Origin of the sequence: Gracilimonas sp., assembly GCF_035704785.1 — a bacterium.
Lineage (GTDB): Bacteria > Bacteroidota > Rhodothermia > Balneolales > Balneolaceae > Gracilimonas.
This window is the reverse complement of record NZ_DASSWP010000131.1, coordinates 1-19,490: the sequence shown is the minus strand read 5'-3', so window position 1 is coordinate 19,490 and position 19,490 is coordinate 1. Positions and strand designations below refer to the sequence as shown.

The following is a 19,490-nucleotide window of genomic DNA, read 5'->3' as shown; positions in this document are numbered from 1 at the left end:
AAGACCCATGAGATACGGCTAAATTTCTCCCCAACAATTTTAAAGAAAGTGCCACGGTTCGATACAAGGATCTTATGGCGTGAAGCCGGAACCAAAACAACCACCGTAAACAACATGCCGCCAATCCAGAAAATAGCTGATAGAATGTGGATGAATAGGGAGATGTAGTACATGAGTTAATTGGTTATTGGTTAATTGTTGATTTGTTAATGGGTATAGTCAAAGAACTAATAACAAATCAACGAATAACCATTCTATCGAGATCGATTTCTTAGAATTCCCACCAATACTCCACCAAGAAACATCAAAATAGCCAACACATTAATCCAAGAGCCGATAGAGCGTATGGAATAGAATCCCAAAAAATCTCCTGTAATTCGGATGATCAATGATCCATGGAGCAACACTAACGGCAGATAAAAATAGCGGCTCCAGGGAATGATCTTTCCGGAAAGGGAAGGAATGATGACTGAGGCGTGAGCAAAGATCATACTAAATACAAAGCCGACGAATACCATGTGGAGCATAGCATCATAAACAGGACCCGCTGCGGGAAGGCCGTATATCAGCCCAAAAATTCCGGTGAGGATCAGCCAGCCATACCCGCTGAGCAGACACCAGGCACTGTACTTGGTCCATTGCACAGATTTGATAGTTTTTCGCGCAATATCGTATTTGATGAGCCAGATGGCTGTAGCAAGCGTGGAAACCATCACCAAATGCCAGCCGTGCACGCCATTTATATGCATTAATGCTGTTCCCAAAATCCAGATGAAAATAAAAGCCACAAAAGCCCATTGCGCCTTTTTTGGCGGACGCATAATACGATTCAGCTCCAGTCGCTCTCCAAAAATGGTAAGTACCGGAAAGCCCATCCACCAGATCACGATCTCAAAAACCGGTGCTCCCATTGAGAACAAAAGATTTCCAATGAATAGAGAAGCCCCGCCCACAGCCATGATGTAGTGATAGATCTTTGGCTGAATGAAACAAATGTGTAACAGGGTGAGGGTCACGAAAAAACTACCTGCCGTAAATAACCAGCTTCCGTATTGCAGATCCACAAATAGCATGAAGATCACAGAAACAGCCGTCAATAAAGGGCCGGTGAGTGTCCAGCGTTTTTCTAAAGCGGCCGCGCGTTCCAAGCCGATGAGTGTTCCCAGGAAAGCGTTGATCATCAGAGGGCCATGGAGTCCGCCGGGTATGTTTACATTTACATCTCCCAGAAAACCCAATTTGGCGAGCCCGGCATATAAACCGGTTAGTAATCCAAGGGCTGCAAAAGCCATAAATCCTGCTAGTAATCTATTCGAAAATCGAAAAGCTTGCATCCGCTTATTGATTGAGTTGGGGAGGAGGTACAGCAAAAAACTCGACATCAGGCACAATCATATCTACCGTCCATTCGGGTTTCATCACTAGCTTGCTTTCGGACGACTCGATCCCTTCAATTTCGGTAAGTGCCTTATCAATTTGTTGTTGCAGATAACGACGCATGGGGCAACCCGGAGTGGTGGTGGTATATACTATGATGACGTGTTCATCCTCAATGAGGATGTCATATACCAACCCAAGATCCACGATATTTACTCCTAACTCGGGATCTATCACCTCTCTTAATTTCCGGGCTACCCGGCGCCGTTTTTCGGTCATGAAATTCTATTCTGTTATGTTTTACCAATTCGCACTTTCCAAACCTCAGGGCCTTCTTCCAGATATTCCCAGTGAAAAACATCGTCTCCCAGCATAGCTGACATTTGATAACGTAGCGGCTTGGGATCATGATCGTTCACGAGAATAAAGGCTTCATTCTCTCCCAGATTCTCGAAGGTTTTGAAAATAGTTGGGTGTTTTTGTTGAGGGGGGATGACCCTTACATCTAATTCTTGTTCTATATCAGACATTTTTGTCTTATTTAAGGTTAAATTTTCAGCTTTCAGGCTTCAGCAATCAGCCGTCAGCTTTTTTTGGTTCCAACGCAGTGCGTGTGGAACCAAGCTTGGAAATATTATTGGGTTGTTGCAAAAAAAACTGACAGCTGAAGCCTGAAAGCTGACGGCTATTTTTATCATTCCCTTATCAACTCATCAAGTTTTGGAAATTTGTCCGCCCATTTTTCAGCCTCGGGCAATGGCTCTTTTGCTTCGTTTATGATCCGGTCTGACCATTCTTCCGCAAGCTGCTCATTCAATTCAATATAATGCTCCCACTTCATGGGGACTTCATCATCAGGGTAAATAGCCTCGACTGGACATTCTGAAACACAAGCATCGCAATCGATGCATTCAAAAGGATCGATGGTCAGGAAATTGGGTCCTTCCCTAAAAGCATCAACCGGACAAACAGCTGCACAATTGGTGTGCTTACAGTTAATACAGTTTTCGGTGACTACATATGCCATAGCGTTGAGCACTTCAAGTTTGATGAAATTTATCTACCCCAAAGTTAGACACCATTCAGATGATTATCAATATTAAAAACGGTTAAATTAGATTTAATTATTTCAACCGATGTGCAATCGTCAGGAAGATGATCCAGAATAAGATGGCAATGCCTTGATGCAGAACTCCCAGTGAAATAGGGACATGATTTACAAGCGTGAGAACGCCAACGAGGTACTGCAACAGAATGATTGTTAGTAAAGACCCGCTCATAGCTTGCAGCCATTTGTTTTTGGATTGCTGAACAGCGGCCTTCCACCAGAATATGACTATGGAAATCAAAAGAAGCGTTCCGTTTATGCGATGGATCCATTGAACGGTACCGGGATTTTCAACCAGATTTAACAGAAAGGGATCTAAGGCAGCAAAGGTTGGAGGAATCCACTGCCCAGACATTTTGGGGAACGTGTTGTAGATATATCCGGCATCGAGTCCGGCGGTGAAAGCTCCATATATGAGCTGAATGATGAATAAGATTCCAATGAGAGATAGCCATTTCGTAAGAGTTGATTTTTGAAGAACCTGTATGAATCTATTTTTGAGATCCAGTGCGTACCAAAGGCAGAATCCAATCAGCACAAAAGCCAGCATAAAGTGTACTGCAAGCCGATAATGGCTTACGTAGGGCACATTGACGAGACCACTTTTTACCATGATCCAGCCCATGGCGCCTTGCAAAGCTCCCAATCCCAGGAGAATAAACATGCGCTTCAATAATCTGGAGTCAAAATAACCTTTAGTCCAAAAGTATCCGAAGGGAATCAGGAACACAATGCCGATCACACGACCAAGAACCCGGTGCAAGTATTCCCAAAAGTAGATGTCTTTAAACTCCTCCAAACTCATCCCGGAATTGAGCTGTTGGTACTGAGGAAATTCTTTGTAGCGCTCAAAGGTCTGTTGCCAGTCAGTTTCATTCATTGGAGGGATGGAGCCCATGATCAGGTTCCAGTCGCTCATGGAAAGTCCGGAGTCGGTTAACCGGGTGATTCCGCCTATTATAATCATCAGACTGATGAGTACGATTCCAGTCCAAAGCCAATAAAAAACGGGTCGGGTTGTAAGGGTGTTCATAGAGTTTGATTGGTGAAAAATACCGTTCAAATTTATGAGGCTTATAATAAATTCACAACAATAAAAACTATTAATACCGTTTATATTGATAATAGAAATATCTTTGCCTATCATTGAACCACCATTTATCAGAAACAGAGGAAGTCATGATGAATATTGAAGAAAAAGAGTCCCCAAAAATTTTAAGCATGACCATTGCTGATTTCTTACAGGAAGAGAAGAGAGGCTCTAGGCTATTGCAAGTGCTCGGCATCCCAGCTAAGGGAAATGAGCATAAAACGCTAATGGAAGTCTGCACGACAGGGCAGCGCAACGAAGACGAGGTCATCAAGGAAATTGAACGGCTAAAGCAAGGAGCTGAGTTTGATTATCCCGAGGGAATTTTTAGCTGGTCGCCGGAATTGGTTATTCGATATCTGGAAGAAGAACATCACAACTATACCTGTTCGCTCATCAGTGATGCGGAAGATTATGGGGAAAGAGCATGGGACGTACATGGAACCCAGTATCCTGAGTTAAATCAGGTGAAATGGTATGTGCAAAAACTGAAGAAAAAGCTGGAAATGCATCTGAATTTTGAAGAACAAAAGTTCTTCCCCAAGATGCTAAAGTTTTTTGAAATGAACGGAGAAACCAAGGATGGAACGGTTCAGTCGCTGAAGAAACAAACTGAGATCATTGAAAAAGATCAGGAAGAAATTGAGTACTTCATTCAGCGAATACGTGATCTGACTGATAATTTTACCCCTCCTAAAGAAGCTTGTACTACCTTTCGGCTATTATATTTTACGCTTCAAAAATTAGATGAAGATCTGGAAAAACATCACTTTTTGGAAGAGCAATATGTGCTTTCGAAGCTGAAAACGAAACTGGAAAACATTATAAGCTGACCGATCATGTTAAACGGACCAAAAAAAGAATTACTGGATTTCATCAAACATCATGGGCAATTGACCATTGATGAATCCGTAGAGAAAATGGATCTGGCCAAGACCACGGTTCGTGAGCATTTTACGCAGTTGGAGAAGGACGAATACATCGAGCGAAGTTACGAACGGTCAGGACGGGGACGACCAAGCCTCTGTTTTCAACTTACCAAAAAAGGAAATGGATTATATCCATCATACGAACCGGAGATGATGCGGGAATTTATCCGCTACTTGCAAACGGAGGGAGAGCATGGGATTCTGGAGGATTTTTTCAAAAAGTTTTGGGATCGTCGGTATGAAAAATTGAAATTGTTGCTGGAAGAGGAGAAGGTGACTACAGAAGAAGAGAAAGCCCGAGTTACTCGCAAAATGCTGGATGAGGAAGGTTTTATGGCGGAATTCGGGCATAATCCGGATTCTGGGAAGCTGATGATGAAAGAATGTAATTGTCCGTTTCGAGAGATTATCAAGGTAACAAAACTACCTTGTAAACTTGAAAAGGAATTTTACAAAAGAGTATTCGGGAAAGAGGTGGAACGAACGAGCTATATCCCCGAAGGAGATTTTGCCTGCACCTATTGTATCGGTTGATAGTAGTCAGGTTCTCTCAAGGTTGTCCATCCATTCCGTTTCTAATTTTAATTAGAACAAAAGGATAAAAATTTAACTCTAAATAAGACAAAAATGTCTGAAATAACTGAAAAAGAACTCGACGTACGAACCCTTATCCCCATTAAGCGGCACGAAAAACTGCTGAAATTATTCAAAGATCTGCCGGCGGGTGAGAATTTTGTATTTATTAATGATCATGATCCCAAACCGTTGTACTATGAATTCCGATCTATTTTTGGTGATGTAGTTGGTTGGGATTACCTGAAGCGTGATCCCGAAGAATGGAAAGTGCGGGTAACCCGGACCGAAGCCTCCGAGGGCAGTAAAAGCTCCGATGTTTCTACGCTGATTGATCTGCGCAAAGCCGAGAAGAAGGATTGGAAGTACACCATCTTTCACCGATATGGAATGATGTTGCCTAATGACGTAATGGAAATCCGGGCGGCAGAAGATCCTGAAGAAATCCATCAGATCTTTCAAAAGAAATTTGAGGGTGAACATAGCTGGGAATACAAAAAGAAGGAAGAAGGTGAGTATGTGGTTCACGTTACCAAAAACGCCGAAAATGATGTGGATACCACCGACATCAGCGTAGTAAATAAATTTGACGTGCGCCCCTACCCACCGGCCAAACGCCATGACATGGTTTTTGAGGCTTTTGATGAGCTAAAGCCCGGTGAAGCGTTTGTTTTCATAAACGATCACGATCCCAAACCGTTATATTATCAAATGGAAGCCGAAAACGACGTTCCGTTCAATTGGGAATACCTGGAGGTAATGCCTGAGGAATGGAAAGTGAAGGTGATGAAGCTGAAACCCGAATAAAAAATGTAGTCAGTTATGGGAAAACGAAAGACCACTCCGCTTAAAGATTATGCCCCCGATGGACATCACTGTTCGCTGGAGCTGAAAACGTCGAAACTGGGGATGGTCTCGTTTTTCCTTGATCTAAAACAGGAAGATCTGGACGAGATCGTAAAACGGTTTTCGGCTACACATTACCGGGAGGGAGATGAGATTTACTATCAGGGTGAACCGGCACATTACCTGAGAGTGGTTGTAGAAGGCGCCGTTAAATTGTTTCGCTATACCGATGAGGGCAAGGATGTCGTACTTGACATATTAAACCCCGGAAGTTATTTCGGCTCGCTCAAACTGCTGGGAAGTGATGTTTATACCGAATCTACTGTAGCTCAAAGTGACTGCTGTATTCTTTCTATTGGGCTGAAGGATTTTCGGGAAATCTTACAGGAGTATCCATCCGTTGGCATTGCCATTCTCGAGATGAGTGCCGAAAAACTCCGATCTTCTCAAGAACAGATCAAACAGCTTACCACTCAGCCAGTAGAGAAACGAATCGCTAATATTTTACTAACTCTCAGCGAAAAGTTTGGTGAAAACAAAGAAGAAGGAACACTGATCCAACTCCCATTTTCCCGCAAAGATTTAGCAGACATGGTCGGTACCACCACCGAGTCTGCCAGTCGTGTGATGAGTAACTTTCAAAAAGAAGGAATCATCGAAACGGGAAGGCAATGGGTTGCTATAAAGGATATTAAGAGGCTTAGAACTATTATCGAATATTAAGTTCCAGGATGAGCAGCACTAACTTGATCTATATCATTTTAGTGCAGATGATGATTTGGTATTCTTAGATGAATTGAAAATCAGAACAGTGAGTTTTGGACTCATAATATTCAAGGAGCCCCATCATGATTGCACAAAAACTGGCGTCATTTATTCAAAACGCTACATTCAACGATCTTACAGAGGAAGCCAAAAACCAACTAAAAATACGTCTGCTTGATTCATTGGGAACGGCCATTGGCGCCGTGGAGGGACCCCCGGTGGAAGCAATTCGGAGAATGATCGGAGATTTCGGGGGCACCGGACACAGCTCGCTGATTGGTGGCGGAAAAACCACTCCAGACCGTGCAGCTCTCTACAATAGCGCCTTGGTACGCTATCTTGATTATAACGACAGCTACCTGGCCAAAGGCGAAACGGGCCACCCCAGCGATAATATTGGTTCCATTTTGGCTGCCGGTGAACACAACGATATTTGTGGCAAGACTTTCCTGACCGCCCTCGCCATTGCTTACCAGGTGCAGTGTCGGTTGAGTGATGAAGCCCCGGTGCGCGACAAGGGATTTGATCATACCACACAAGGCTCTTATGCCGTGGCGGCAGGAGTATCGAAAGCGCTTGGACTGGATGAAGAGAAAACCGCCAATGCCCTATCTATTGCAGGAACGGCACTAAATGCACTGCGCGTAACGCGAACGGGTTCCTTATCCAACTGGAAAGGACTGGCTTATCCGCACACAGCTTTTGGCGGGACCCATGCGGCCTATCTGGCTAAATATGGAATTACTGGCCCACCCGCCGTTTTTGAAGGCAATAAAGGTTTTATGGATGCCATTGCCGGACCATTTTCCATCGATTGGGAAAATGAAGACCTGGAGCGAGTCACTCATACCATCATCAAAAAATACAATGCGGAAATTCATTCGCAATCTTCTATCGAGGGAATACTTGAGCTGAAGAAAGAACACGAATTCACGGCGGATGAAGTAGAGAAAATCACCATTGATATATTTGATGTGGCGTATCACATCATCGGTGGTGGGGAGGAAGGAGATAAAACCATCGTGCGAACCAAAGAGGAAGCCGACCACAGCTTGCAGTATATGGTCGCGGCCGCTTTGTTAGATGGACAAGTACTTCCTGATCAGTACAAACAAGAGCGTATTAAAGCCGACGACATCCAAAATCTGCTGAAAAAAATTGAGGTATCACCCAAGCAGGAATACAGTGACCGTTTCCCGGATGAAATGCCGGCTACGCTGGCTGTTTATCTGAGAAACGGCGACAAGTTTTCCATTGATAAAATAGATTATGAAGGCTTTCACACACGTCCGGCTGACTGGGATACAATTATCCAAAAATTTGAGCAACTGGCTGAACCTTACACCTCACAGGAATTGCGAAATAAAATTATAGAAACGGTACAGAATTTTGAACAGCATACCGTGAGAGACCTGATGAAGCTGCTAAATGCTGTTCAGCTCGCAAATAATGTCAATATAAAAACAGAAGAGGTTTATTATGCCTAAAGAGAAAACATTTGATTTTCTAAATAAGAACGAACGAGAATCCAAACCACGAAAAACAGGAGTGACCGAAATCCGCGGTCCGTATTATGCCGTGATGGGTAAACGCTATTTGCAAGATATCATGGAAACTATGGGAGAGCATGTAGATGCTCTCAAGTTCTCTGGTGGTTCCTTTTCGCTGATGCCCAAAAAGTCTGTACAGGAACTCATTGAGATTGCCCATGACCATGATGCGTTGGTATCTACCGGTGGATTCATGGAGTATGTGCTTACCCAGGGCAAAGAAGCAGTAGATCAATACATCAAAACCTGCAAAGATTATGGCTTTGATATCATTGAGCTCTCAGCAGGATTTATCACTTTGCCCACCGATGACTGGCTACGACTAATCGAGAAAGTGCAAGAGGCCGGGTTAAAGGCGAAACCGGAAATAGGCATTCAGTTTGGAGCCGGCGGTGATACTGTCAAAGGTGAGCTGGAAAGTGAAGGGACCTTGGATACCGGTTATGCTGTAAAACAAGCCAAGCGGTTTGTGGACGCCGGAGCCTACATGATTATGATAGAATCAGAAGGCATCACCGAAAATGCGGATCCATGGAGAACCGATGTACCTGCACAATTCATCAATGAGATCGGGCTGGAAAAGCTGATGTTTGAAGCCGCCGATCCCGAAGTGTTTGCCTGGTACATCAAAAACTATGGTCCGGAAGTAAATGTATTTGTTGACCATAGTCAGATAGTGCAGCTTGAGACCCTGCGCCGTGGCATCTGGGGCACCAAAAGCCTCTGGGGCCGCGTATTGACCTATAAAGGTTAAATTGGAGTGATCGACAAGGCTTGTCGGATGTAAAAGTCCGGCAGGTTTTTTTAGGTTCAAGATTCAATTCTACTAATAGTTTTTTTTAGAGACTTATACCAATTCAATCATTCATATAAATCACAAAAACCATGAGTTCCGAAAACAAATCAATACTACCACCCGCAACACCAGAAATGTCAAAAAAGCGTGCCGACCTAGCTCCGGACCAGGTAAAAGCGTTTCGAAATTTCAGCAAGGAAGTTTTTAAGGAAGGTGCGCTGGACGAAAAGACTAAGCAGCTTATTGCTGTGGCATCGGCCCACATCACGCAGTGCCCTTATTGTATAAAAAGTCATACCAAGCAGGCTAAGCAGAAAGGAGCTTCTAATGAGGAAATCATGGAAGCTATTTGGGTGGCTTCCGAAATGCGAGCCGGGGCTGCTTATGCGCACGCAGCCATAGCTATTGATGAGATGGATAAATTGAAGGAATAAACTAACATTCACAAATAATGAGAAAAGAGAAACTTAATTACTATGAAATAGACCAAAATGCTGTAAAGGGAATGCAGGAGCTGGAGCGTTATGTGAGAGACTCGGAAATAGAATCTTCCCTGATTGAACTGGTAAAAATTCGGGCTTCACAAATAAACCAATGCGCTTATTGTATTGATATGCACACCAAGGATGCCCGCGAAGCCGGTGAGACCGAACAACGTATTTACGGGCTCAGTGCCTGGAGCGAAACGCCGTTCTATTCCAAAAGAGAACAAGCAGCTTTGGCGTGGGCAGAAGCCCTGACAAGAATTTCAGAGAATGACATCACGGATGATTTTTTCAAAGAGATTCGCGAGCATTTTTCAGAGCAGGAAATGGTGGTATTGACTACGGCCATTGTTGCCATTAACGGCTGGAATCGGTTAGCCATTGGATTTGGAAATGAGGTCGGAACGTATAAACCGGAAGCAGCAAAGTAGATGAATGAATATATAATTGAAGAGAAAATTTTAATCGATAGTTAAATATTATGGCTGTTAGATCAATACAGATCAAACGGATTTATGGAGATGTTTCTAAAAGCGATGGCTACCGGGTACTGGTAGATCGGCTGTGGCCGAGAGGCGTGTCGAAGGAAGCTGCTCAGTTGGATGAGTGGAATAAAAGGATATCTCCCTCACCTGAGCTCCGAAAATGGTTTGATCACGACCCGGAAAAGTTCGAGGAATTCAAGAAAAGGTATAAAACTGAACTGGCCGATCGCGAAGCTGTGATTGATGAACTCTTTGAAAATGCAGAAGGCAAAAAACTAACACTGCTGTATGCCGCCAAAGATGAAACACACAATCATGCCATTGTACTGAAAGAATTTTTAGATGAGTTGATATAAAAAAGCGAGGTGAGAATTATGGATAAGAATCAGGAACATATTGTAATTGTAGGCGGAGGCTTTGGCGGGATAGCGACCGCTAAAAAGCTGAGAAAATCATCCTGTAAAGTTACCCTTATCGATAAGTCAAATCATCATCTGTTCCAGCCGTTGCTGTACCAGGTAGCCACAGCAGCTCTTTCCCCCGGAGATATTGCCGCTCCCATCCGAGCCGTGTTGGGAGAAGATTCCGGGATACAAGTACTCATGGGAAAAGTAGAAAAGGTAAAACCGGGGCAAAAAAAATTACTATTGCATGATGGTCGCACTTTAACTTACGACCGTTTGGTGCTGGCCCCCGGGGCCAAGTACAATTATTTTGGAAACGAACAGTGGGAAGAACATGCACCCGGATTGAAATCTATCTCGGATGCCCTGAACATCAGGGAACGTATTTTACTTTCGTTGGAAGAAGCGGAACAGATTGAGGATCTGGCATTGCGGGAACCTTATCTTACCTATGTGATTGTAGGCGGAGGACCCACCGGGGTTGAGATGGCGGGTGCCATTGCTGAAATTGCCAAACGTCAGTTGATGCGTGATTTCCAGAATATTTCTGCTAATGAAAGCAGGGTATTTCTGGTAGAAGCTGCACCCAAGATTTTGAATGGCTACCCTGATGAACTTTCTGAAAAAGCCCGGCAAATGCTGGAGGATATGGGAGTGAGAGTTCTTTTAAATACACCGGTAACAGATATTGAAGAAAATAAGATCCATTTCAAAGAAGGCTTTATAGAAACGCCCAATATAATTTGGGCTGCCGGGGTATCGGCTTCACCACTGGTGAATTCGCTGGGAACAGAACAAGATCGGTCAGGCCGGGTTAAGGTGAATCAAAACCTGAGCGTACCGGAATATCCCGAAATTTTTGTAATAGGAGATGCGGCGTATGTTGAAGATAAAGAAGGAAACCCGCTTCCAGCCCTGGCACCCGTGGCTTTGCAGCAAGGGAAGTTTATAGCTGATCAGATTATACATGGCGATACCTCTTCAGTAAAGCCAGCTTTTATCTACAAAGATAAAGGCATGATGGCTACTGTTGGTCGGGCTAAAGCCGTTGCAGATATTCATGGCTTAAAATTAAGCGGTTTCCCCGCCTGGTTCATGTGGTCTTTTGTACACATATTGTTTTTATTGTGTTTCCACAATAAAATTCGGGTGTTTGTTGAATGGATGTGGTACTATTTTACCTTCAAACGTGGGGTGAGACTTATTACTGATCGCCTTGACTGCAAATACTGTGGAGAATCAGGAATTTCAACTTTTCCTGAATCACCGGAAATCGAATTATCAGAACATAAACACCAACACTAAAATTAAACATGCATCAGTTATGATTAAATATATTTCAGTTATCGGACTCTTATTACTTGTTTTTGTAGTCGGCACCGCTTTTGTTGTGGACAATCAAAATAATAAGGAAATGGAATCTGCTCAAAATGACGGACTCACCCTCATCACCGATACACCGGAAGAGGGCTTTGCTGTAGCCGTACAATTGGCCCGTAAAGGCGTGACCACCACTCAACCGGATAAGGATGTGCTATTCATGCTCAGGGATGTATATTCCAAAGATCCGGATGCTCTGATTGCCAGCTCAGAGGTTATAGCCATTCACTATCAAACCGTGGCAGCAGCCAATGATTACTGGCGTGATTAAGAGAACAGGCAACAGTTTTGTGAATCCATAGATACAGCAGTTCTATGGGTTCATCTTTTTTATTTTTATATCAAATGGGAGGCTGCAAATGAAATTAATGAAAGTATTGCGATCGCAGGTCGGGAGGAAGGTTTTAAATGGTGCTACCGGTTTGGCACTTATCGGTTTTGTAGTGGTACATTTGGCGGGAAACCTAACCCTATTTGGCCCCGAAAATGCGTTTAACCAGTACACGTATCAATTAGAAAGTTTGGGCTGGATTTTATATATCCTTGAATTCTTCCTGGCGCTTACATTCTTGATACATGCCATCGTAGGTATATCTATCTGGAGAGAACGAAAACGAGCGCGTTCAGATAGATATGATACCTATCAAACCAAAGGAGGGCCTGCACATAATACCTGGCATGCACGCACTAAAGCAATTTCCGGTATTGTATTATTCTTGTTTTTGATTGTGCATCTCAACGATTTCAAATTCGGTCCGGTAGAAATGATAACGCTGAATGGGATAGAAGTTCGGGACCTGAAATCTTTGGTTATTTCGACTTTCCAAAATCCGTGGCACGCCTTTGGATATACGGCGGTGATGCTATTTCTCGCTGCTCACCTGGCTCATGGATTCTGGAGTGCATTAACCTCTCTTTCCATGCAGAGAAGAAGATTCTCTGATTTGTTCTATGTATTCAGCATCTTCTTCGCCATTCTGTTGGCTGTGGGTTTTCTCTTCATACCGTTATACATCTATTTCACTGGAGGAGAGGGAGTATTATTATCAACTTTATAAATATCATCATACATGTTTTTAGAAAATAAAACAGCTATTGTTACCGGCGCCAGCAGTGGGCTTGGAGCCGCTATTGCAAGTCAATTAACCAAACTTCAGGTTCGGGTTTTCGGATTGGCACGTTCATCCGGAAAATTGAAAAAAATGGAAACAGAGCTGGGAAATTTATTCTTTCCGGTTACCCTGGATATTACCAATCAGGCGGCTGTTTCGGAATGGTTTGGCCAGACTTTCAGCAACGGATACAGTCCGGATATCCTCGTCAACAATGCGGGGACAGGGATATTTGGTAAAATTGAGGAACTGCCTCTTGAGCAGTGGAAGCAAATGATGGATACCAATCTGAACGGAATGTATTTTTTAACAAGGGAGGTCGTGCCATTGATGAAGGCCAATGCCGAGTCATCCCATATCATTAACGTGGGTTCCATCCTCGGAAAAACCTCCGGCATGACGAAATCGGCCTACAGTACTACCAAATTTGGCGTACAGGGATTTAGTGAGGCTCTGTTCAAAGAACTGCGCTTTAGCAATATCAAAGTAACGTGTTTCAATCCAGGTTCTATAGACACTCATTTTTTTGAAGAATCAGGAATCGAACCGCATGCTAACATGTTGCAGCCGGATGATCTTGCTGAAATGATAGTTCACATTTTACAAACACCGGATAATTTTCTTGTAAACGATATGACAGTCCGTCCACTCGATCCTAGGTCTTAACCTAAATTCAATACCTCCAATAATGTCGAATCCAGTTTTCTATTGCCTTATGCACGTTCCTTTCGAAGGTCCTGGTATGATTGAGACTTACCTTGAGGAAAAAGGTTTTTCGCTTAAAAGAATCAAGCTCTATGATGGTCAGTCACTTCCTGTTGTAGATGATGTGGATTACCTGATTGTGATGGGTGGGCCCATGAATATTGAAGATGAGGAAAAGTATCCCTGGTTAACCGGTGAAAAAGAATTGATCAAAAAGATGATAGATCTGGGAAAACCGGTTTTGGGAATTTGTTTTGGGGCACAACTGATTGCTCATGTTATGGGTAAATCTGTGCATCCGGCTAAAGATCATGAAATTGGGTGGTATCCTGTCAACCTTACAGAGGCAGGTAAAACTCATCCCGCGACCAAACACTGGGGAGAAAATCCGATAGTATATCACTGGCACAGCAATACATTTGATTTGCCTGAAGGAGCCGTACATTTGGCCTCTACTGAACTTTGTATCAACCAGGCATTTATTGTGAACGAAAATATTATCGGTTTGCAGTTTCATCTTGAAATTGGGCGGCCCCAAGTCCAGGCAATGATCAAAAATTGGGGGAGATATAGGGAATCCGGGGATCATGTGCAAAGCTCCGAGGAAATGCTTCGTAAATCGGATGCAGCTGATGAAACAAGAAAGATGTTGTTTCAATTATTGAATTACTGGGTATCAAATAATTCAACTTAACATTTTAAATGTTGGTAGAAAAACTAAGCAATTGCTGACGTAGCATCCGCAAAAAAGCATATTGAGAATAATGACTTTCCACCACACATATCACATAATACTAATCAACCATGATTTTAATTGACAATAAAGGAATAACAGACCCACATATAAATCTGGCACTTGAAGAGTACGCACTTCGAAATTTTGGACAAGAAGATGATTATTTACTTTTCTATATCAACGAACCATCCATAATTATTGGTCGTAATCAAAATACACTGGAAGAGATTAACGATGAATATGTAAAAAGAAAAGGCATTCATGTTGTACGCCGTATGTCAGGAGGGGGAGCGGTGTATCATGATCTTGGAAACCTGAATTTCAGCTTTATAACAGAGCACAAGAAAGAAAATCTGAATAATTTTTTAAAGTTTAATGAGCCGGTTATTGAGATTTTGAGAGAGATGGGAGTACCGGCGGAAATGAGTGGTAGAAATGATATTCTAGCAAATGGCCGAAAAATATCAGGGAATGCACAGTTTTCAACAGGAAAGAGAATGTTTAGTCACGGTACCCTTCTCTACTGTAGTGATCTGGATGAGGTTGTCAAAGCTTTGAATGTGAAAATGAGCAAAATACAATCGAAAGGACACAAATCAGTACGTAGTCGTGTTGCAAATATCATTGAGTTTATAAAAAATAAGACTATGTCGGTTTCTGAATTTCGACAACGAATTCTGGACGGACTTTATAAGCAGAAAGATTCATTTGATATTTATGTCTTATCTGAAAAGGAGTGGAATGAGGTTTATAAGTTAAAAGAAGAAAAATATGGAACTTGGGACTGGAATTTTGGAAACTCACCTAAATTCAACATTCAAAGAGTAAAACGATTTCCGGCTGGGGAAATTGATCTGCGTCTTGATGTTCATAACGGTTATATAGAAAACCTGACTATTTATGGCGACTTCTTCGGTCAGCAGCCTGTGAGTGAACTGAACGAGATACTAACGGGTGTACGTTACGATCCGGTAGAAATCGCTAATTCCTTGGAAACTGTAGATACCAAGAAATACTTTGGCGATATTGAAAAAGAAAATATTTTGAACTTGTTTTATGGAGAGGATGAGTAATCACCATTAACTAACCTCAGATCATTTTAAAAATTCGTGCATTGAAAATACAGCCATGTATTTATCGGGAGGTCTCAGAGAAAGTTTTTAAACTGAACAATTGAATACTATCTCGGGTAATCTAATATCATACTGATATATGGAAGGAGCGCAATGAATGCTTTGCGTAGAATCGTCGGTGAACTGATATTTTATCTAAATGGTATAGGATTCAAGAGTAAAGACTCTAAAAGGGAAATTATTTTAATTTGATCTACATCATTTAAGTGCGCACCTCTTACAGTTAGATTGGGGATGAAAATCAAGAACCCAAAAATCTAACAGTCATGAATACCCGAACAACAACTCTATTAACTTTTCTATTTGCAACCCTCTTTTCATTATCGCCCATCCTCTCGCAGGCCCATTGCGATAGCATGGACGGACCGGTAGTGAAAGACGCTCAAGCTGCCCTTGAAAACGGCGACATCACCCCGATACTCAAGTGGATCACCGACGAACAGGAAGCGGAAGTGGAATCCGTTTTCCGGGAAGTCCTCAACATCAGGGAAAAAGACGAAGAGGTGCAACAAGTAGCCGACCGTCATTTCTTTGAAACGGTAGTCCGTCTGCACCGTCAGGCTGAAGGTGCTCCTTACACCGGTCTCAAACCCGCAGGCACCGATTTTGGTCCTGCCATAACCGCTGCAGATGAAGCACTCAAGGACGGCTCGTTGGCCGATGTGCATCAACTGCTGATGAAAGAAATCGAAGCCGGTCTACATCACTACTACGAAAAAGTGCAAGAGCTGAAAGACTTCGATCCCGAAGATGTAGAAGCCGCCCGCAAATACGTAAATGCCTACGTGAAGTACATGCATTACGTAGAACCACTGTATCAAACTGCCACCTCCGAAGTAGAACACAGCGTTGGTGGAGATCAGCACTAACTCACAGCAGACCTCTAAGGTTTTGAAAACCTTGGAGGTCTTTTGGTTAACGCCACAAAACCTCTAAAACACGAGACTATAAAATTTTTGAGCTTTCGTGCTTTAGTGGCAAAAAAATTATCACGAATCAAAAACAACAATCTCATGAAAACTATTCTAAGAAGCGACGAACTGAATTGCCCCTCTTGCGTGAACAACATTGAATCTAATTTGAACAGCATGGAGGGCATTGAAAAAGCAACCGTGAAATTTAATTCCGGCAAGATTGAAGTGGATTACGACCCGGAATTACTAACCGAAGAAGACCTGGTAAACGCCGTTCAGCAATCAGGTTACCCTGCTTTTGTGTCTCCGTTTTAGAACGAACCCAATATAAACCTCCAAAGTTATAACAACCTTGGAGGTTTTTTCTAACCAAAGAACTTAGAATAATGACTCTTTTCAGCCAACTTACCTCTCTCTTTAAAAAACCAACATCACGCAAGAGAATTTTGCTGGTCATAAGTGGAGTATTCATTTTGTCCGGCTGGTTTTTTCTTTGGGTGATGAAAAATTCCCTTACCGGTAACATCCTCATGATCTTTGCCGCTGTAGTTGCCGGTTATGAGATCATCCGAAAAGCTTGGCTGGGACTGAAGAACCGTCAAACCAATATTGAGCTGTTGGTAAGTATTGCAGCCATCGGTGGACTTTCCATTGGGATCTACTGGGAGTCGGCGGCCGTCACTTTCCTGTTTTTGCTGGGGGGATGGTTAGAGAGTCGAACTCTTCAGAACACTCGCAAAACACTTAAAAACCTGGTTGAACTGGTTCCGGAAACAGCAACGGTAGTCCATGAAGAAAAAACAGAAATCATCCCGGCGCGAAAGGTAGAAAAAGACATGCTGGTTCAGGTAAAACCCGGAGGCCGAATTCCGGTGGATGGAGAGGTGGAATCAGGAGAAAGCTCGGTGGATGAAAGCGCCATCACCGGAGAATCCATTCCCGTGGACAAAAAGCAAGGCTCGAAGGTATTTGCGGGAACCATCAATCAAAACGGTCGTATTTTTGTGCGGGCAGGAAAAAGCGGAGCCGATACCACGCTTGCTAAGATTATTCAAAGGGTAGAGGAAGCCCAGGACGCCAAAGCACCCACACAAAGATTCATTGAACGTTTTGCCCGGTGGTACACGCCGGGCATTGTGGGATTAAGTGTGCTCTCTTTTGTTATCACCCAAAATATTGAATTGGCGATTACCTTGTTAGTGATTGGCTGTCCGGGAGCGTTGGTTATTTCCACGCCCATTTCCGTGATCACCGGAATTGGTCGCGCCGCAAAAGAAGGTATCCTCATTAAGGGTGGGGAGTATTTGGAGAATGCCGGGAAGATTTCGGCTTTGGCCTTCGATAAAACCGGAACGTTGACCCAGGGCAAACCAAGAGTAACCGAAGTCTTCAGCCTTCAGCCCGAAAAAATACCTGCCGGTTTTGAGGATGAAGTTCAGGAAGACGTCTCAGAAGATGAAGTTTTGTATTGGGCGGGAGTCGCCGAATCAGGTTCTGAACATCCGCTGGCTAAAGCCATTTTGGAGGAAGCCCGAAACAGGCAGGAAATTCCGGAGGCGGATTCGTTTCAGTCGTACACCGGATTTGGTGTATCTGCAGGTTATATGGAAAATGAAATCTTGGTAGGCAATCCATCATTCATGAAAGAAAAGAACTTTAGGGTGGATGATGAGGCGCTTCAGCATATCGAAGCACTTTCAGGGAAAGGACGAACGGTGGTGCTGGTGGCAAAAAACGGAAAGTTGATCGGCGGACTTGGCTTGTTTGATACCATCCGCCCCGATGCTCCTTCTGCTATTCGAAAACTTCGTGAAATTGGCATCGAGGAGTTGGTCATGTTAACCGGAGATACTGATTCAACTGCCCAAAGCATTGCTGAAGAAGTGGGTATCAAAACCATTTATTCGCGAATGTTTCCGGATGATAAGTATAAGATAATCGAGCAGTTAAAAGCAGACGGTCATCGTGTGGCGATGGTGGGCGATGGCATCAATGATGCGCTGGCACTTACATACGCCGATATCGGCATCGCTATGGGAGCAGCCGGAACGGATGTAGCGATAGAATCGGCCGATATTGCGCTAATGGCAGATGATCTAACCAAAATTCCCGCAGCACTACGAATTTCAAAACTCACTTTGAGAAATATCCACCAAAACGTGGTGATAGCACTGATTACTGTTGTGGCACTGCTAACCGGTGTATTTGCGGGGGAAGTCCACATGGCCGGAGGCATGCTGATTCACGAGCTTTCAGTAATGCTGGTGATCCTGAATGGAATGCGGTTAAAGTGGATGAGGTGATGGTACTTTATCAAGCTTGAATTCCTTCAATTAAATTACACTATCGATTTTAATGTTGATCTTAGTCTGAAGTCAACCCAACTAATTATTCTTAACTCAAAACCTTAGTAACCCAAGCCCGGCTAACACCAAACTTTCAGGCAAGTTCAGCTTTGTTTTTCACCTTTCCGGAGTCCAGTAATTTGCGGTACACTTTAGCCTGCTCAGTAGGGGAGAGCTTCTTCTTTTCAGGCGGTTTCTGGTTAACAGAAAAGCGTGGTTTACAAAGGTTCGCATGATTCAAAAAAGGGTAGATTTGGAGCAATTTTTCCCAGTCAATTTCAAACTTAATTCCGTTTCGACCTCTGTTTAAAGCTCTAAGAGGCCATTTTATTGAGAACAGAATTCGCAAGTCCGCTACTTCAGGGGAGCTTACTAACCTGAGTTCGACATAAAAATAAATCATATGATAAAGTACAGGTTCATTTTGCGACGAATGCCCGAAATCTAATTGTCTTTTTAGGAATCAACCGCTGATTTTATGGCTAGAATCAGATTCCCGCCTGCGCGGGAATGACCCTATGTTATTTTTTTACTTGTTATGGGATATCTTAATATCGAACTCAGGTTACTAATGATTATAAAAGGACTGATCGACATTTTCCGGTCAGTCTTTTTTTTATATATGACTTTTTACCTTCACATATTTACCTCATACGATGGTTCATACACTCTTTGAGGTGCCCATTACGGCGAAGTGCATCTGATTCCTGAAACGGTGGGTACCTGAAATATTTATGCAAACACATGAATGTTTCCG

General features: G+C 43.1%; 23 protein-coding genes. 18 read left to right on the top strand and 5 right to left on the bottom strand.

Features of this window, described 5'->3' with window-relative positions:
* Window positions 1-254 precede the first annotated feature (254 nt).
* From VFM80_RS08060 to VFM80_RS08040, 5 genes are all read right to left on the bottom strand, one after another.
* A complete protein-coding gene (locus VFM80_RS08060; RefSeq protein WP_395071310.1) occupies window positions 255-1,292 on the bottom strand; it encodes a hypothetical protein in 1,038 nt (345 codons plus the stop codon).
* Between the two features lie 46 nt (window positions 1,293-1,338).
* Window positions 1,339-1,656, bottom strand: a complete 318-nt coding sequence (locus VFM80_RS08055) for a metal-sulfur cluster assembly factor (protein ID WP_395071308.1) — start codon at window positions 1,654-1,656, stop codon at window positions 1,339-1,341.
* Between the two features lie 14 nt (window positions 1,657-1,670).
* Window positions 1,671-1,907: a DUF2249 domain-containing protein gene (locus VFM80_RS08050; protein ID WP_395071306.1), complete on the bottom strand. Its 237-nt coding sequence runs from the start codon at window positions 1,905-1,907 to the stop codon at window positions 1,671-1,673.
* A 164-nt stretch (window positions 1,908-2,071) separates the two neighbouring features.
* Window positions 2,072-2,404, bottom strand: a complete 333-nt coding sequence (locus VFM80_RS08045) for a DUF3470 domain-containing protein (RefSeq protein ID WP_395071304.1) — start codon at window positions 2,402-2,404, stop codon at window positions 2,072-2,074.
* A 97-nt stretch (window positions 2,405-2,501) separates the two neighbouring features.
* A complete protein-coding gene (locus VFM80_RS08040) occupies window positions 2,502-3,518 on the bottom strand; it encodes a COX15/CtaA family protein (protein ID WP_395071302.1) in 1,017 nt (338 codons plus the stop codon).
* Window positions 3,519-3,664: 146 nt separating this feature from the next.
* On the opposite strand from VFM80_RS08040, the gene VFM80_RS08035 reads away from it, so the two are divergent.
* The 18 genes from VFM80_RS08035 to VFM80_RS07950 all read left to right on the top strand — a co-directional run bounded on the left by VFM80_RS08035 (window position 3,665) and on the right by VFM80_RS07950 (window position 18,691).
* Window positions 3,665-4,408: a hemerythrin domain-containing protein gene (locus VFM80_RS08035; protein WP_395071300.1), complete on the top strand. Its 744-nt coding sequence runs from the start codon at window positions 3,665-3,667 to the stop codon at window positions 4,406-4,408.
* A gap of 6 nt (window positions 4,409-4,414) precedes the next feature.
* Window positions 4,415-5,038 (top strand): helix-turn-helix transcriptional regulator, encoded by a 624-nt coding sequence (locus tag VFM80_RS08030; protein WP_395071298.1) that lies wholly within the window; start codon window positions 4,415-4,417, stop codon window positions 5,036-5,038.
* A 93-nt stretch (window positions 5,039-5,131) separates the two neighbouring features.
* Complete coding sequence (locus tag VFM80_RS08025; protein ID WP_395071296.1) at window positions 5,132-5,884, top strand: DUF2249 domain-containing protein; 753 nt, start codon at window positions 5,132-5,134, stop codon at window positions 5,882-5,884.
* 15 nt (window positions 5,885-5,899) lie between these two features.
* A complete protein-coding gene (locus tag VFM80_RS08020; protein WP_395071294.1) occupies window positions 5,900-6,646 on the top strand; it encodes a Crp/Fnr family transcriptional regulator in 747 nt (248 codons plus the stop codon).
* A 122-nt stretch (window positions 6,647-6,768) separates the two neighbouring features.
* Entirely contained in the window at window positions 6,769-8,175 is a 1,407-nt protein-coding gene (locus VFM80_RS08015; protein ID WP_395071312.1) for an MmgE/PrpD family protein, read from the top strand.
* Window positions 8,168-8,992: a phosphosulfolactate synthase gene (locus VFM80_RS08010; RefSeq protein ID WP_395071292.1), complete on the top strand. Its 825-nt coding sequence runs from the start codon at window positions 8,168-8,170 to the stop codon at window positions 8,990-8,992. Before VFM80_RS08015 ends, VFM80_RS08010 begins: the two co-directional genes overlap by 8 nt.
* A 176-nt stretch (window positions 8,993-9,168) precedes the next feature.
* On the top strand, window positions 9,169-9,468 hold the full coding sequence (locus tag VFM80_RS08005; protein ID WP_395071291.1) for a carboxymuconolactone decarboxylase family protein: 300 nt from the start codon (window positions 9,169-9,171) through the stop codon (window positions 9,466-9,468).
* Window positions 9,469-9,485: 17 nt separating this feature from the next.
* Complete coding sequence (locus VFM80_RS08000; RefSeq protein ID WP_395071289.1) at window positions 9,486-9,950, top strand: carboxymuconolactone decarboxylase family protein; 465 nt, start codon at window positions 9,486-9,488, stop codon at window positions 9,948-9,950.
* A 50-nt stretch (window positions 9,951-10,000) separates the two neighbouring features.
* Window positions 10,001-10,360 carry a DUF488 domain-containing protein gene (locus tag VFM80_RS07995; RefSeq protein WP_395071287.1) on the top strand — a complete coding sequence of 120 codons (360 nt, stop codon included), beginning with the start codon at window positions 10,001-10,003 and terminating at the stop codon, window positions 10,358-10,360.
* Window positions 10,361-10,378: 18 nt separating this feature from the next.
* A complete protein-coding gene (locus VFM80_RS07990) occupies window positions 10,379-11,713 on the top strand; it encodes an NAD(P)/FAD-dependent oxidoreductase (protein WP_395071285.1) in 1,335 nt (444 codons plus the stop codon).
* Window positions 11,714-11,732: 19 nt separating this feature from the next.
* Window positions 11,733-12,059 (top strand): hexameric tyrosine-coordinated heme protein, encoded by a 327-nt coding sequence (locus tag VFM80_RS07985; protein ID WP_395071283.1) that lies wholly within the window; start codon window positions 11,733-11,735, stop codon window positions 12,057-12,059.
* Between the two features lie 88 nt (window positions 12,060-12,147).
* Entirely contained in the window at window positions 12,148-12,846 is a 699-nt protein-coding gene (locus tag VFM80_RS07980) for a succinate dehydrogenase cytochrome b subunit (protein WP_395071281.1), read from the top strand.
* A gap of 12 nt (window positions 12,847-12,858) precedes the next feature.
* Entirely contained in the window at window positions 12,859-13,566 is a 708-nt protein-coding gene (locus VFM80_RS07975; protein ID WP_395071280.1) for an SDR family oxidoreductase, read from the top strand.
* Window positions 13,567-13,642: 76 nt separating this feature from the next.
* On the top strand, window positions 13,643-14,299 hold the full coding sequence (locus VFM80_RS07970) for a type 1 glutamine amidotransferase (RefSeq protein ID WP_395071278.1): 657 nt from the start codon (window positions 13,643-13,645) through the stop codon (window positions 14,297-14,299).
* A gap of 110 nt (window positions 14,300-14,409) precedes the next feature.
* Window positions 14,410-15,414, top strand: a complete 1,005-nt coding sequence (locus VFM80_RS07965) for a lipoate--protein ligase (protein ID WP_395071276.1) — start codon at window positions 14,410-14,412, stop codon at window positions 15,412-15,414.
* Between the two features lie 326 nt (window positions 15,415-15,740).
* Entirely contained in the window at window positions 15,741-16,343 is a 603-nt protein-coding gene (locus tag VFM80_RS07960; protein ID WP_395071274.1) for a DUF6448 family protein, read from the top strand.
* 144 nt (window positions 16,344-16,487) lie between these two features.
* Window positions 16,488-16,703: a heavy-metal-associated domain-containing protein gene (locus tag VFM80_RS07955; protein ID WP_395071272.1), complete on the top strand. Its 216-nt coding sequence runs from the start codon at window positions 16,488-16,490 to the stop codon at window positions 16,701-16,703.
* Between the two features lie 185 nt (window positions 16,704-16,888).
* The gene (locus VFM80_RS07950; RefSeq protein ID WP_395071270.1) at window positions 16,889-18,691 is read left to right on the top strand and encodes a heavy metal translocating P-type ATPase; all 1,803 of its coding nucleotides are present in this window, start codon (window positions 16,889-16,891) and stop codon (window positions 18,689-18,691) included.
* The last annotated feature ends 799 nt before the right edge of the window (window positions 18,692-19,490 follow it).

Bases quoted from the DNA above. Each gene is read 5' to 3' on its own strand.
- VFM80_RS07995 (WP_395071287.1), top strand. From the start codon at position 10,001: ATGGCTGTTAGATCAATACAGATCAAACGGATTTATGGAGATGTTTCT.
- VFM80_RS08060 (WP_395071310.1), bottom strand. From the start codon at position 1,292: ATGGCTTTTGCAGCCCTTGGATTACTAACCGGTTTATATGCCGGGCTC.
- VFM80_RS07965 (WP_395071276.1), top strand. From the start codon at position 14,410: ATGATTTTAATTGACAATAAAGGAATAACAGACCCACATATAAATCTG.
- VFM80_RS08005 (WP_395071291.1), top strand. From the start codon at position 9,169: ATGTCAAAAAAGCGTGCCGACCTAGCTCCGGACCAGGTAAAAGCGTTT.
- VFM80_RS08000 (WP_395071289.1), top strand. From the start codon at position 9,486: ATGAGAAAAGAGAAACTTAATTACTATGAAATAGACCAAAATGCTGTA.
- VFM80_RS07960 (WP_395071274.1), top strand. From the start codon at position 15,741: ATGAATACCCGAACAACAACTCTATTAACTTTTCTATTTGCAACCCTC.
- VFM80_RS07970 (WP_395071278.1), top strand. From the start codon at position 13,643: ATGATTGAGACTTACCTTGAGGAAAAAGGTTTTTCGCTTAAAAGAATC.
- VFM80_RS07980 (WP_395071281.1), top strand. From the start codon at position 12,148: ATGAAATTAATGAAAGTATTGCGATCGCAGGTCGGGAGGAAGGTTTTA.
- VFM80_RS08050 (WP_395071306.1), bottom strand. From the start codon at position 1,907: ATGTCTGATATAGAACAAGAATTAGATGTAAGGGTCATCCCCCCTCAA.
- VFM80_RS07950 (WP_395071270.1), top strand. From the start codon at position 16,889: ATGAAAAATTCCCTTACCGGTAACATCCTCATGATCTTTGCCGCTGTA.
- VFM80_RS08020 (WP_395071294.1), top strand. From the start codon at position 5,900: ATGGGAAAACGAAAGACCACTCCGCTTAAAGATTATGCCCCCGATGGA.
- VFM80_RS08040 (WP_395071302.1), bottom strand. From the start codon at position 3,518: ATGAACACCCTTACAACCCGACCCGTTTTTTATTGGCTTTGGACTGGA.
- VFM80_RS07955 (WP_395071272.1), top strand. From the start codon at position 16,488: ATGAAAACTATTCTAAGAAGCGACGAACTGAATTGCCCCTCTTGCGTG.
- VFM80_RS07975 (WP_395071280.1), top strand. From the start codon at position 12,859: ATGTTTTTAGAAAATAAAACAGCTATTGTTACCGGCGCCAGCAGTGGG.
- VFM80_RS07985 (WP_395071283.1), top strand. From the start codon at position 11,733: ATGATTAAATATATTTCAGTTATCGGACTCTTATTACTTGTTTTTGTA.
- VFM80_RS07990 (WP_395071285.1), top strand. From the start codon at position 10,379: ATGGATAAGAATCAGGAACATATTGTAATTGTAGGCGGAGGCTTTGGC.
- VFM80_RS08010 (WP_395071292.1), top strand. From the start codon at position 8,168: ATGCCTAAAGAGAAAACATTTGATTTTCTAAATAAGAACGAACGAGAA.
- VFM80_RS08055 (WP_395071308.1), bottom strand. From the start codon at position 1,656: ATGACCGAAAAACGGCGCCGGGTAGCCCGGAAATTAAGAGAGGTGATA.
- VFM80_RS08025 (WP_395071296.1), top strand. From the start codon at position 5,132: ATGTCTGAAATAACTGAAAAAGAACTCGACGTACGAACCCTTATCCCC.
- VFM80_RS08030 (WP_395071298.1), top strand. From the start codon at position 4,415: ATGTTAAACGGACCAAAAAAAGAATTACTGGATTTCATCAAACATCAT.
- VFM80_RS08035 (WP_395071300.1), top strand. From the start codon at position 3,665: ATGATGAATATTGAAGAAAAAGAGTCCCCAAAAATTTTAAGCATGACC.
- VFM80_RS08045 (WP_395071304.1), bottom strand. From the start codon at position 2,404: ATGGCATATGTAGTCACCGAAAACTGTATTAACTGTAAGCACACCAAT.